11 protein-coding genes are annotated in these 12,771 nt (G+C 62.2%); 3 read left to right on the top strand and 8 right to left on the bottom strand.

Annotated features, from left to right (window positions below; all coding sequences use genetic code 11):
* Positions 1 to 7: 7 nt before the first annotated feature.
* From QX124_RS17700 to QX124_RS17690, 3 genes are all read right to left on the bottom strand, one after another.
* Entirely contained in the window at positions 8 to 1,195 is a 1,188-nt protein-coding gene (locus tag QX124_RS17700; protein ID WP_315740778.1) for a pyridoxal-phosphate-dependent aminotransferase family protein, read from the bottom strand.
* Between the two features lie 155 nt (positions 1,196 to 1,350).
* Positions 1,351 to 2,076, bottom strand: coding sequence for a thermonuclease family protein (locus QX124_RS17695; protein ID WP_315773911.1), 726 nt, complete (start codon positions 2,074 to 2,076; stop codon positions 1,351 to 1,353).
* A gap of 211 nt (positions 2,077 to 2,287) precedes the next feature.
* A complete protein-coding gene (locus QX124_RS17690) occupies positions 2,288 to 4,012 on the bottom strand; it encodes a hypothetical protein (protein ID WP_315797843.1) in 1,725 nt (574 codons plus the stop codon).
* 428 nt (positions 4,013 to 4,440) lie between these two features.
* Between QX124_RS17690 and QX124_RS17685 the strand changes: the two genes are divergently transcribed.
* A complete protein-coding gene (locus QX124_RS17685) occupies positions 4,441 to 5,301 on the top strand; it encodes a caspase family protein (protein ID WP_315740775.1) in 861 nt (286 codons plus the stop codon).
* A 247-nt stretch (positions 5,302 to 5,548) separates the two neighbouring features.
* On the opposite strand, the gene QX124_RS17680 is transcribed toward QX124_RS17685, so the two are convergent.
* Entirely contained in the window at positions 5,549 to 6,430 is an 882-nt protein-coding gene (locus tag QX124_RS17680; protein ID WP_315740774.1) for an efflux RND transporter periplasmic adaptor subunit, read from the bottom strand.
* Between the two features lie 200 nt (positions 6,431 to 6,630).
* Here QX124_RS17680 and QX124_RS17675 point away from each other — a divergent pair, with 200 nt between their 5' ends.
* A complete protein-coding gene (locus QX124_RS17675) occupies positions 6,631 to 7,626 on the top strand; it encodes a L,D-transpeptidase family protein (protein WP_315777221.1) in 996 nt (331 codons plus the stop codon).
* A 45-nt stretch (positions 7,627 to 7,671) separates the two neighbouring features.
* Here the strand turns inward: QX124_RS17675 and QX124_RS17670 are convergent, their stop codons facing one another.
* From QX124_RS17670 to QX124_RS17655, 4 genes are read right to left on the bottom strand one after another with little or no spacing between them, the layout of a single operon-like run.
* Positions 7,672 to 8,340 (bottom strand): uracil-DNA glycosylase, encoded by a 669-nt coding sequence (locus QX124_RS17670; RefSeq protein WP_315797842.1) that lies wholly within the window; start codon positions 8,338 to 8,340, stop codon positions 7,672 to 7,674.
* A gap of 8 nt (positions 8,341 to 8,348) precedes the next feature.
* Positions 8,349 to 9,506, bottom strand: a complete 1,158-nt coding sequence (locus QX124_RS17665; RefSeq protein WP_315797841.1) for a nucleoside triphosphate pyrophosphohydrolase family protein — start codon at positions 9,504 to 9,506, stop codon at positions 8,349 to 8,351.
* Between the two features lie 26 nt (positions 9,507 to 9,532).
* Positions 9,533 to 10,162 (bottom strand): hypothetical protein, encoded by a 630-nt coding sequence (locus QX124_RS17660; RefSeq protein ID WP_315797840.1) that lies wholly within the window; start codon positions 10,160 to 10,162, stop codon positions 9,533 to 9,535.
* Between the two features lie 9 nt (positions 10,163 to 10,171).
* A complete protein-coding gene (locus QX124_RS17655) occupies positions 10,172 to 10,645 on the bottom strand; it encodes a TIR domain-containing protein (protein WP_315797839.1) in 474 nt (157 codons plus the stop codon).
* A gap of 99 nt (positions 10,646 to 10,744) precedes the next feature.
* Here QX124_RS17655 and QX124_RS17650 point away from each other — a divergent pair.
* Positions 10,745 to 12,771 (top strand): patatin-like phospholipase family protein (locus QX124_RS17650; RefSeq protein ID WP_315797838.1); only part of this gene is annotated, 2,027 nt, incomplete at its 3' end.

Below are 12,771 nucleotides of genomic sequence, written 5' to 3'. Positions count from 1 at the left end.
TCGTCCTTTACGGGGTCACGCTCTCGCCGAGCCATTGGATCGCGGCGTCGAGGCCGCCGCGGCCATGCGGAATCTTCAACGCCACCAGCGCCATTTCGATCACGCCGAGCGTGCCCAGCACCATCGGCGCGTTGACATGGCCCATATGGGCGATGCGGAACGCCTGGCCCTGGAGGTCGCCGATCCCGGTGCCGAGCACGACGCCGCACTGCTCCTTGCAGTAGGTCTGCAGTACGGCCGGATCATAGCCGCCGCCGACCAGCACCGTGGTCACGGTGTTGGAACGCTCCGCGGCGTCTGCGATATTGAAGCCGATCACCTGGCCCTCGCTCCACTTCGCCACGGCGCGACGCACGGCCTCGGCGAGCAGCGCATGGCGCCGGAAGGCGTGCGGTAGCCCCTCGGCGAACAGCATGTCCATCGCCTGGCGCAGCGCGAACAACAGATGAACCGGGGCGGTGCCGCCATATTTGCGATAGTGCTCGGCGCCCTCGCGCTCGCTCCAGTCCCAATAGGGCGTGCGCATGTTGGCGCGCTTGTGTGCCTCGAGTGCGCGCGCGTTCGCCGCGACGAAGCCGAGACCGGGCGGCGTCATCAGGCCCTTCTGCGAGCCGGACATCGCGACGTCGATGCCCCAGGCATCCATCTCGAACGGCATGCAGCCGAGCGAGGCGACGGTGTCGACCATATAGAGCGCCGGATGGCCCGCGGCCTTGATGGCGCGGCCGATCGCCTCGACATCGTTGACGACGCCCGAGGCGGTGTCGATCTGCGCCACCACGATGGCCTTGATGGTGTGCTCCTTGTCGGCGCGCAGCCGCGCCTCGACCTCGGCCGGGCGCACCGCGCGGCGCCAGTCGCCCCTGAGAACCTCGACCTCGGCGCCCATCGCGCGCGCCGCATGGCCCCAGCCGATCGCGAAGCGGCCGCTCTCCAGCACCAGCAGCTTGTCGCCGCGCGACAGCACGTTGGAGAGCACGGCCTCCCAGGCGCCATGGCCGTTGGCGATGTAGATGTAGGTCTTGCCCTTGGTCGCGAACAGGCGGCCGAGATCGGACATGATGCCGTCGGTCAGCTCGACCATCTGCTTGGAGTAGATGTCGAGCGCCGGGCGGTGCATCGCCTGCAGCACCTCGTCCGGCATCGTGGTGGGTCCCGGGATGGCCAGAAACTCCCGGCCCGCGCGAACGGTCATTGTCAGTGTCCTCGGCGATGTGGTTTGGCGGTTGAGGGTGGTGGCGGGCTCTCGCACACGGCTGGCCCATGGTCGTTTTACGTGGCGCGGCGCATTAAGAAAAGCCGGAGAAGCCGGGGGGCTGGCATGCCCCGGCAGGCCGGCGCGTCAGGCCGTCAGCGCCTCGTCTCGCGGCAGCCGGCGGCCTCGGCCTCCTCGACCGAGCAGAACCAGCGCGTGCCCTTGGCGACGTGCATCTTGATCTGAGCGTACCAACGGCTCTTCGGCGTGTGATAGATGCACTCGCCGGCGCCGTTGACGTTGCCCTTGATGGTGCAGTCGGGCGACGGAGCGACCGGTCCCGAGGCCGAGGCGAGCAGGATGGCTTTCGCGCTGTCCGGCGGCTTGGTGGCGCCGAGGATCGTGGTCTTCTTGTTGCGCACCCGCCAGTCCCACGGCGCGATGAATGCGCCCTGCCACATGCCGGCCTTGGCGGCCCGCGCCTCCGCCTCGTCGGGCTCGTAATCGTGCGAGATGGTGCGATAGGCCAGCGCCCAGCCGCTGCGCACCAGCCATTTCTGGATGTCCTCGCCGTCGACGTCGCAGCGCGCCACCTGGCGACCGCGGCGATCGATCGAACGCGGATGACAGGTCCAGCTCTTGCCGTCGGCGTGCTTGATCAGTTCGTCACGCGCGGCCACGCCGCAGGTCCAGCGCTCGCCGTTCTTGTTCAGGCAGAGCTGATCGACGGCGGGCGCGTCGATGCCGCCGAGCCGGATGCGGGTGGTCCCGATCGTGATCCCATCGGCCTCACGGACCTTGGGAATCCCGGCGATGTCGGCCGCGGACGCGACGGACGGCAGCAGCAGCAGGAGCGCGAGCAGGGCTGGTTTCATCGACATGAACGGGCGCGGATCGTCCTTGGGGATGGGAGGGCTGAGGCAATTGTGCGGCGGATCGCCCGGTTGTTCCAGCGCCGTGATTGCCTGACCCGCTCAACTTCACGCGATGGTGGGGACGTTTCGACTCAAGCTATCACAACAACGGTCGTGCGCTCCCCTCCCCGCAAGGGGGAGGGGAGTGGACCGACACCGTCGACACAGAGCTTCGGCCTCACCGCACCACGACCCTTCGCGCCAGCGCCAGGCCCATCAGCACGAAGGCGGATGTCACCTCGGGGCCGCCGACCAGGATGCGGGTCGGGGTCTTCATCTTGTTCCATTCATAGGCGCGGTACGGATGCCGCCGGCCGCCCTCGCCGAACGACGTCACGATGCAATGCACCGCGGGCGCGAAGCTCGCCGCAGCGCCGCCGAGATGGCCGAGCGCAATCAGCGCCAGCGCGGCGTCGAACGGGTTCATCTCGCGGCCGATCAGCTCGTCCTCGACATAGCCGAGCACGCGCAGACGTATGAGCTCGAACGCGCCGTCGGGATCGATCGCCCGCCGCGCGGCGGGCGGCAGTGCCATGAAGGCGTGGTAGCAGCGGCCGAAATAGGCGCAATACAGCTCCGGCAGATAATAGATGTGCGCGCGCGGGTCGGCGAAGGCGCCGCTCAGCACCAGCCGCTGCTGGAAGCCGACGATTCGCCTGACGACGTCGAGCCGGGCTTGCGTCTCCAGGATCTGCCAGCGTGCGAGGTTGCGGAACGACACTTCGAGCACGTCGAGGTTCAGCGTCGGATCGAGATCGTTGCCGTAGGGCCGCTCGCCGGCCAGACTGTCGATCCAGGTCGCGACGCCGCCTTCATAGTCGATGTTGTCGTTGATCGGCACCGTCACGCGCGGCTCATTGCCGCCGGCGCGCACCTGATAGCCGGCATAGAAATCCAGCAGCGGCTGGTTCAGCATCGGATCGTCCGAGCCGGCCTGCGTCGCCGCCGAGAACGAGCACGCCGTGGTGTCGCAATCCGGCACGTAGACGCCGAAGCCGAGGTCCTGCTTGATCTGGGTGAAGAAGCGCGAGAAGCGCGGATGCGGCGGCGGCGCCAGCGCGGTGACGACATTGTAGCTCTTGCCGTCGGCGCCGCGCACCTCCTCGCGGCTGACGGTCAGGCAGAACTCGACCATGGCCGAAATCGCCGTGCGCGCCGCGGTCGTCTGCTCCGACGAGGCGAGGCCGGTCTCCAGATAGCTCAGCAGCGCCTCGGTGAAGAACGCGTCGTAATAGGCCGAGCGGTGGCGGATCTGCACCGGCTCCCACATCGGCTCGGCGATGCCGCGCCACGGCGGATTGATGACGGCCGCCGCCGGCGAGCGCGCGATGAAGACGCGGGCGAGGTTGAACAGCAACGTCGAGTTCTTGTAGCCGCGCGCGTCCAGCCCCTGCAGCGCCATCTTGACCTCGCGGCCCTTCATGTCGGGATCGCCGATCAGGTTGAAGGCGGCATAGGTCGGGATGAAGCCATTGCGGCTGAACGAGCCGAGCAGGTCGGCGCCACAGGCCCGGATCACGCGGTCGATCTCGCCTTCCGGCGGCATGGCCGCCGCCGCGGTCCGGCGCGGCGGGGCAGGGTGATGCAAGGCGACGCTGTCGACCAGATCGGCGATCGGGCGGCCGACCTGCTCCCAGTCCGGCGTCGGATTGTCGCGGGCGAGAACCAGCGCGTCGCGCAGCGCATTGAGAACAGCGGGATCGTTCAACTCGGGCAGGCCGGCACGGCGCAGCAATGCGCGCAGCGCGGGGTTCCCCAGCGCGGTCCGGTAGAATTTCGACAGATGCGGGTCGCCGCTGCCGGGCCGGCGCAGGATGGGATCGCAGACCTCGTACAGCGAGGGCCCATCCTTCCGGGCCGTCAGTGCGCGGCAGGCCGCGCCGGCGAAATACTGGAAACTCAAGCGAGGACTCGCAGGTTGTCGGAGGCGGGACGAACGGCATGCGCTGCTCGAAACGCCCGGCAACGGCGCGTCACGCGCATGCATGGGTCAAACTGACACGCTGGACGGCCAAAGACAACGTGACGGCGGTCACGGCGCGAGGCGGATTGGGCGGCAATATGGCCTCCCGGCGGTCCGCCCAGGGCCCTTTGGAGATCGGCGCCATGGTTAAATTTGCGTTTCTCTTCAAGTGCTTGAAAAGTCAAGGCTGTTCCGATGTTGCTTGGGATGCGGGTTCGGGTTAAGCCTTTCCTCGTTGCGGTGCCGCAAATTGCGCGCAATTCGACGACACATCGTCTCGCAACCCCTCAAACCTCAGAGGCGCCAGCGCGACCAAAGGGTGCGCCCCTTGGGTCACGCTTGGGCAGGCTCGGACCAGGATTGACGTGATGACCGCAAGGCAGCCTTCTCTCTCCCGCCGATCGGCCGTGATCGCCGCCGCGCTTCTCTGCACGGTGTCGCTCGCGATCGGTGCGCATGCTGCCCTCAACAAGCGTTCGCTCGAGGCGCCCAAAGCGGCAGCCTCCGAGCAGAGCAGCGTGGCGACCGGCAACGGCGCGCGCCTCGCGCTGGTCATCGGCAATGGTCATTACCCCGATGCGAATGCGCCGCTCGTCCAGCCGATCAACGATGCCCGGGCGCTGACCGGCGCGCTGCGCCGCGACGGCTTCGACGTCGATGTCGTCGAGGATGCCAACAAGGACGACATGATCCGCGCGGTCGAGCGCCTCAAGGCCAGGATCAAGCCCGACTCGGTCGTGATGCTGTTCTTCGGCGGCTACGCCATCCAGGCGGGACGCGAGAGCTACATGATCCCGGTCGATGCCAAGATCTGGAAGGAGGCCGACGTGCGCCGCGACGGCACCAGCATCGAGGGCCTGCTCGATACGGTCCGCGAGCAGGGTGCGCGCGCCAAGCTGGTCGTGATCGACGCCGCGCGCCGCAATCCCTATGAGCGCCGCTTCCGCGCCTATTCGCACGGCCTGGCGCCGATCAATGCGCCTGCCAATGCGCTGATCCTGTCGTCGGCGACGCCCGGCAAGGTGCTGGACGATCCGAAGGGCCAGAACAGCGTGCTGGTCGGCGAGCTGCTCAATCAGCTCGGCAAGAGCCCGAGCGCCGAGGCCGTGTTCAACAAGACCCGCAACGCCATCGCGCGCAGCTCCGACGGCGAGCAGGTGCCGACCGTGTCGTCCTCGCTGGTCGAGGACATCCGCTTCAGCGCCGACGTCGCGAACGCCGGCAGCTGAGCTTAGCCTGTCCCGCTCCTGAGATGCTCCGCCCTCTCGGCGGTCTCCCATCCTCTCCTGGAGGGGGAGGGTCGCCTCACGGCGAGCGAAGCGAACCGTGTGGCGGGGTGGGTGATCTCTCCACTTGCACCGTCATCCGTGGCTCCACCCCACCCCGTCGCACGTCGCTGACGCGCCGCGCGACGACCCTCCCCCTCCAGGGGAGGGTGGGGCCGCGTGCCCCTCAGACCCTGCGACGTTGCGTCGCTCAATTGCTCGCCATCACCGGCCGCACCGGGTCGCCTTCGCGCAGCAGCGCGCCGGCGCGGGTGACCACGACGTCGCCCTCGGCCAGGCCGTCGCGGATCTCGACCTGGCCGCCGGCCATCAGGCCGATCTCGACCCGCTTGGTCTCGATGCGCTGGGCGCGGACCACCTGCACCACCGTGCCGTCCGGGTCGTACAGCACGGCGGTCAGCGGCACCGCGACGCCGCAGCTCTGGCCGATCTTGATCACGGCGCGCCCGAACGAATTCACCAGCAGCCGCGCCGTGCCGTTGATGCCGATGAAGGCCTGGCCGAGCTGGCTGTTCGGCTCGACGGTCGGCGCGACCCTTCGAATCTTGCCTTCGACCTCGCCGGCCCCGACGATGCGAATCCGCGCCGTCTGGTTGACCGCGAGCTTGGCGAGCTGCGCGCTCGGCACCAGGCCGACGAGATCATATTCATTGCGGGCGAGAATGGAGAACAGCGCCTCGCCGCGGCCGGAGGCGAACGCGCCGATGGTGGCGCTCGACGACAGGATGGTGCCCGCCACCGGCGCCTGGATCATGATCGTGCCGCCCTCCGGCGGCGTCAGCCGCGCCAGGTTCTGTCCGGCCGTGACGGTGTCGCCGGCATCGACCAGCACCTCCGCGACCTTCAGTCCGGGACGGTCGGGCCTGACCGCGGTCTCGTCGCGCGCCAGCACCATGCCGGACACCTCGACGGTGTTGTCGAAGCAGGCCTTGGTCGCCTTGAGCACGCTGACCGCGGCGCCCCTCGGCGCGGTGTCCTCGGCCGCCGCCGCAGCCTGGATCATCGCCAGCAGGCCGGCGGCGGCGAGCATCGGCATCCGGCGCATCGTGGCGGCAATTGCGGCATGTCCCATGCGAAACCGATCCTCGCGAAAACCCATTCATTCAACGGCCGTGGTCGAGATAGCAGACGCGCCGCCGCCGGGCCAGCCGACCCGCGTCCCTGGTAGTCGCGCCAGGACGCCGCGACGTTCAGCCGACGCCCCCCGAACTTCTCGGCAGCGTCCACGTTGACGCTGCCGATGTCAGCCATCTCCACTTGGGACTCACGCTCATGCTTCGGCCCTGGATACCGCTTCTGCTCTGCGCCGTCGTCGTCACGCCTGCGGTCTCCGCCGAGCTCACCGCCGACGCCGTCAACGGTGCCGAGCTGCGCAAGCGGCCGCCGGCCGAGGAGAAGATGGACCCAGTGGCGATCCGCGCCCAGGTGCTGCTCGATCGCGCGCGCGTCTCGCCGGGCGAGATCGACGGCCGCTTCGGCGACAATGCGCGCAAGGCGCTCGCCGCATTCGCGCGCGCCAAGGGGCTTGTGGGCGATCAGGGCCTTGCCGGTGATGCGAAGCTGACGCCCGAGCTGTGGGATGCGTTGCTGCGCGGCGACCAGGCGCCTGCCATCGTCTCCTACACGATCACCCGCGACGATGTGAAAGGGCCGTTCCTGAAGAAGCTGCCGCAGCACATGGAGGACATGAAGGACCTGCCGGCGCTCGGCTACACCTCGCCGCGCGAGGCGCTGGCCGAGAAATTCCACATGAGCGAAGCGCTGCTGTCGGCGCTCAATCCGAAGGCCGGCTTCGACAAGGAGGGCGAGCAGATCTCCGTCGCCAATGTGATGAAGCCGGACGACGCCGCGCCGAAAATCATGCGGCTCGACATCAGCAAGGACGCCGGCACCGTGCAGGCGTTCGACCGGGACGGCAAGCTGGTGGCGGTGTTTCCCGCCACGGTCGGCAGCGAAGAGAAGCCGACGCCGGTCGGCAGCTTCAAGGTGATCTCGATCGATGCCAACCCGAACTACCGCTATAACCCCGACTACAAGTTCAAGGGTGTGAAGGCGCGCAAGCCGTTCACCATCAAGCCCGGCCCGAACAACCCGGTCGGCGCCTATTGGATCGGCCTGTCGGTCGGCATCGGCTACGGCATCCACGGCACCGCCGAGCCGTCCAAGGTCGGCAAGTCAGAGTCGCATGGCTGCGTGCGGCTGACCAATTGGGACGTGCGATTCCTCGGCGACCACCTGGCGAAGAAGGCGAAGGTGGAGCTGCATTAGTAGATCGGTTAGTTAAAGACAGTCGTTGTTCCGGGATCGGAACTATTACAAAAGTCCGTCAGAAAACATGGACTTCTGCGCTTCGACGATATCCGATCGCAATCCATAAATTGAGCAAATGCCTTTGATGAAATCCGATTGTCCACCGTAGCTAGGGTGCCGAACCCCACTTGCGGCGATTCCCATGTCGGCCAATGCCTGTTCGGCATCGCGGCCGATCGCTACTACGAGTTTCGGCCGTAGGCCTGCGATGAGTCTCACTAGGAGAGGCCGACAGACTTCTCGTTCAAGGCGAGTATGGCATCTATTTGACCGAGGATCATTCGCCTCGTGGGGATGAAGGGGAAAGACGTTCCATAGGAAGATCGGCCGATCTATCAGCTTTAAGGTGTGCCAGATAACCTTTGCCGTTCTTTCGACAACAACGGGACCCTTCGTCGCTCTCTCCAGCGGCAGATCTCCATAAAGATGGGAATGATCATGGAGATGGGCTTCATCTGTCAGAGCAAGACCAGTTCGGCGTCCTCCACGATACCCGAGATCGCGAGCAATCCACAACGTATCAACTGATGTCTGAAGTGCCTTGTCGATAACAAGTCGCAGGTTTTTCTGTCTAATTCGCGGCGCGTCATGGCGATCAAATTCCTTGCATCGCTCGGAATATGGGTTGAACACATCCTCGAATCGCAAGCCGGCGAGTTCCTTCACAAACATTGCCGAATTCATGTAGATAGGCCCTCGATGGTCATCGAGCGCTTTATCAGGTCAACATGCAAAGTTCCACGGCGGTGGATACGCAAAAATCTAAACGCCTTGTTGCCTTGAAGGATAGCTTCCTCCCATAGCCAAAGGGGCAATCGATCGACTTCGTAGCCGCGCACGAACTGTCGGACGTTCTTCAAGAAGGTAAAACTTAAATCGCCGGGCTTCTGGCCATCGAAAAAGTCAAAATCTTTCGCAACGCCGAAAACATACGAAGCTACTCCTTCCTCAATGAGGACGGCACGCGCGCCGTCTTCGCCTTCGTCGACGCGCGTCTCGCTCTTCCGCTTTCGCCGCAGTAGAGCGCGCATCACTGGCGACCAGCCCAGAACAGCAGCATAGGCGTAATGGAATACATCATGGAACCGATAGTCATCGGGCAGCATGATATTATCAGTTAATCTGTCTCCGATGAATAGGTCGTTGCAGCGCTGCAGTACGTATCGTTTGCCGTTCGCCGCTTCGCGCTCATAGATGTCGATGGAAAGCGATCGCGGCAGCCGCTCCTCCTCGGGGAAGACATCATCAAATAGTGCTGGATAAATCCTCTCTCTCGGCCAGCGATCATTTGCCTTTGTTAGACTTATCGACGCCGCTGCCTCGAGCGTCACGCTCGCCTCGTCCGATGCGAGAATAAGCAGATCGAAGATCCTTCGCAATTGAGTCGCTATTGCCTGTCTGCTAGTTTCGTGTGAGCCTCCTACAATTCCACCAGCTAGGGTGCCACCAGCGGCCGCGAGATTAAGCAACGTTCGTTCAAACTGCGCGGCTGGAGTATTCAATCTTAATACATGCTGAGGCTGCAATGACGAGAAGCGCACATCATCGCCAGTCTTCACTCCGGCCTGCGCCTCGTCAAATAGGGAAGCTAAGGGAATGTCGTAAATTCGAGCAATTGTAGCAAGATACCAGAGGGTATCGCCCAATTCCTCCAAGACCGCGCTCTCGTAATTTACGTATGCCGCTGTGTCGCGTTGCTTCTTCTTAACTTCGCTGAGAAGGCTTCCGATCTCTCCGACAAGTCCGAGCGTGGGTAACGTCGGTCCCTTTTCCGCAAATCTATCAGTCTCCGAGGCACGAAGCTGATACTCGTTGAGGCCCATTGCGCTTGTCTCCATGCTCAAGCCTCCTCCAACGAACTGAGCTACGTCTTAGTTCTAAGATCAAGCCACTCATACGGAGGGCTTCGATACCCCAAATTGCCGAGGGACTGGATCCAGAGCTCAAACTCTTCCAAGAGGTGAGGATCGTCGAAGCGAGACTGTCCGACGCTTGCATGAACGATGCCTCTCCCGCGCCTGTCCTTCAGGCCGGTCGGTACGCTAGGGCCGTCTCCTCCGAAATAGATAAAGTGATCGCTGATTAGAACTCGATTCACGCTAGTGTCACGGCCAATGTGTTTGGGGTTGGGGCGGCCATCGGGCAAACTGTGAAACGAGTCGCGCTGCTTCCATGGTCCTGGCGAGGTCTCACGAAAATATATGTTGTCTCCACAGCTCTGCTTGCGGCTACCCGTTCGGTACGGCTTCTTCTTAAGAAAACGCGCATCGGCATCGTATTCGTCGAATGACAAAGCTTCGGTTATTCGCATGGCGTAGACGAGCGTTCCCGCTCGTCCGATTTTCTTCTCGCCGCTGCCGGTCCCAAGCAACCAATCTCCGATAGTCGCGTACTTGCGGATCTTTGGTTTGCAAGTTGCAAGAGTACAAAAGCCGTAGAATGGATTCGGAGCAAAGCCGCTGTCGTAGCGGACGATATATGTGTGTAGGGGCATGAATTCCCCTCAGCAAGGATGGCGCTTTAACGAAACGGCGTCCTTGGGACTGCCGTCCGGCTTTTCCCACCCGTCCTTCCCCGACACGATCGCATCGACAATCGAGCTGCCGTGCCAGCCGACCATGGCGTCACCGTACTCAAGTAGGGCCGCCGGTAGCTCGCATTCCTGAGCGCCGAACTCCCAGACGCCAACTATATGCTTTCCCTGCTGGGCGGCATATTCGATTTCCCAGTTGACCCAATCACTGTCTTTGGTCTGTGGGGAGACGTAAACCACCAGTGTACCGGCCCAATTTATCTGAGGTGCGAGTATCTGGTTCTTGATGTAATCCTCGCTCTTAGCGTTGTTGGGGTTGTTGGAGTTTATTGACGAGTCTCGAATCTCCATGCCGTTCTTGGCCAAGAGATCCTTCAGCTTCCCGAGGCCTGCATCGTCTTCGTGGATGTGACTTATGAAAACGTTCTTAGTGAGCTTTTCCATGACAATGGGTACTTCTCTAGCAAGGGAATCCTTTATTCATATAGTTTTAATTTGACACATATTTCTATTTACACAAGGAGAAGTTGAGTCGAGAATTGCATGCCAGCGACAAGCTGTGGGCGCCGACCGGGCGTTGGCGGGCGTCCCACAATTCGCCTGTATATTAGCAAGCGGGGGCATGGATTGAATTCGTCAAGTTCGAGCATCACGTGGCGGCAGCATTTCGCGGCCTCGAACTCGGAATTTGTGAGCATTGTTGACGCCGACTTTCTTGACCGCTTTGGTGGTCGCCCTTGGCGTCCGTCCAATGCGGATAAGGTGGCAGCGCACATATTCCACATCGAGCTCATCTCAAGGGTAGCAACTCAACCGCTTGGGTATTCGAATGGGGTTGAGAGGCGAGCGCTCGCGAGCATCTTCGAACTTTTCGGTCGTGCGAGAGCAATTGCACAGCAAGAGCCGGACTGCCAAGTGTTCGAGACTATCGTGTGGCATGTTTTGAATACGCGTGTCAGGCCATTCACAGCGAGATGGCACGTAAGAAGTGAGTCGGGAGATCTCGATGCTTTGGACGGCAGCGACATCTTTCGCGCTGAGCTTCAAGTCGTTCAAAAGAGCCTAGTTGGACTTGATGGTCTGTTGAATTCCATCCGGAATTGCGAAGGGCTAGCAGCGTCGATCGAGAACCGATCAATAAACCGGGCCGTCAGGTTGGAAATGGAACGGCCCGTGGGATGGCGGCCATTCGGTGAAATTGCACATGGTGATCGGTCGTCCCTAAGCAAAGCGGAGGAAGATAGAGTACGAAAACGGCGAAGGTACTACGGCGTTGAAGATCGAGACTGGGCCGCCGGTTTGGCGCTTTCTGGAGGTGGAATTAGAAGCGCAACCTTTGCGATGGGAGTCATGGTCGCTCTTTCAAGGCGAGGCCTTCTCCCGCAGTTTGACTACCTTTCGACTGTTTCAGGTGGAGGCTATGCTGGATCGTTCTTGACGCAGCTGCTTGGGATGGCTGTGCCTGAGAATAACTTAAGCCTTCGAGCAACTGACTTGCCTTTCAGAAGAATGGAAGGCGAAACTGCACTACTGCGCAAGATTCGGCAGGGCGCGAGCTATCTATCTGGGTCGGTCTGGGAACGCTTCGCGCTCGCAATGGCGCAGGCTCAAGGTATCTTCCTGACGCTCGTCGTTGTCTTATCTCTAATTTCTGTTGTTGCCTTCGGTGATTACTTGCTTCGCTCGGAGATTCCAGACGGGATTTGGCACAAGATCGCGCTGTACTCTTCGATGGGGCTTATCGGGCTCTTCATAGCGGTGCCGCTGCTGCGCGGCTGGTCGGGCCAATCGTTAGCTGGCGAAGCGAATTGGATGGCACTCATTGGCGCGTTGTTCTTGGTGCCGCCCGTTTGGGTTGGATTAGGCGGCTTTCACCGCTTAATTGATCTGCTGCTGTTCGAACCGTTAGGTGTCGAGCGATTGATCGTCGTTTGGACGATTGTCGGCTCAATTTTCGTCGTCCTCGGTGCCGCATTTGATCGCATGAGTCTTTTTCGGCCTGCGATTCTGACGATCGTAAGTATTCTGTCGCTCGCTGTGGCAGAAGCGTTGGCGTACAGAGCGTTTCAGGTAGCGGGTTCTGTATCAGCCGCATTATTTACAGCGGGAGCAGTCTTGATTTCGACTGTGTTGTCGTTTGTCCTCGATGTCAACGCAACTTCGCTGCATAACTTCTATCGGACGAAGCTGGCAAAGGCATTCTTGATTGACGGGCAATGCCAGCCTGCGATCCCTATTAGGCTTAGCGCAGTGGATAGCTCCAGGTCACTGTTTCCGATCTTGAATTGTGCGTTGAACGTTCCAGGTTCAGTTGATCCAAGGATGCGCGGTCGCCATGCCGACGTGATGTCATTTACTCCCGTAGCCGTCGGCGCTGCGTTAATTGGCTATTCGCCGATCTTGGATTGGGAGAGTGCAAATCCCCAGCTTGATCTTGCGACCGCAATGGCTCTGTCTGGAGCAGCGGTGGACTGCACCCCTGAAGTGAGACACGATAATTTCTGTGACAGTGGGGTTGCCACGACGACTATCGTGCCTTGTTTTGCGCGAACGCGGCTTCGAACTCAATA

Source organism: Bradyrhizobium sp. SZCCHNRI3043, assembly GCF_032377735.1.
Classification (GTDB): Bacteria; Pseudomonadota; Alphaproteobacteria; order Rhizobiales; family Xanthobacteraceae; genus Bradyrhizobium.
Note: the sequence above shows the minus strand (reverse complement) of the source record. Positions and strands in the feature narration are given on the sequence as shown.

What these genes read in the sequence shown, in the direction of transcription:
- QX124_RS17660 (WP_315797840.1), bottom strand. Translation starts at nt 10,162, where the DNA reads ATGCCCCTACACACATATATCGTCCGCTACGACAGCGGCTTTGCTCCG.
- QX124_RS17655 (WP_315797839.1), bottom strand. Translation starts at nt 10,645, where the DNA reads ATGGAAAAGCTCACTAAGAACGTTTTCATAAGTCACATCCACGAAGAC.
- QX124_RS17695 (WP_315773911.1), bottom strand. Translation starts at nt 2,076, where the DNA reads ATGTCGATGAAACCAGCCCTGCTCGCGCTCCTGCTGCTGCTGCCGTCC.
- QX124_RS17700 (WP_315740778.1), bottom strand. Translation starts at nt 1,195, where the DNA reads ATGACCGTTCGCGCGGGCCGGGAGTTTCTGGCCATCCCGGGACCCACC.
- QX124_RS17680 (WP_315740774.1), bottom strand. Translation starts at nt 6,430, where the DNA reads ATGGGACATGCCGCAATTGCCGCCACGATGCGCCGGATGCCGATGCTC.
- QX124_RS17665 (WP_315797841.1), bottom strand. Translation starts at nt 9,506, where the DNA reads ATGGAGACAAGCGCAATGGGCCTCAACGAGTATCAGCTTCGTGCCTCG.
- QX124_RS17675 (WP_315777221.1), top strand. Translation starts at nt 6,631, where the DNA reads ATGCTTCGGCCCTGGATACCGCTTCTGCTCTGCGCCGTCGTCGTCACG.
- QX124_RS17670 (WP_315797842.1), bottom strand. Translation starts at nt 8,340, where the DNA reads ATGTTTGTGAAGGAACTCGCCGGCTTGCGATTCGAGGATGTGTTCAAC.
- QX124_RS17685 (WP_315740775.1), top strand. Translation starts at nt 4,441, where the DNA reads ATGACCGCAAGGCAGCCTTCTCTCTCCCGCCGATCGGCCGTGATCGCC.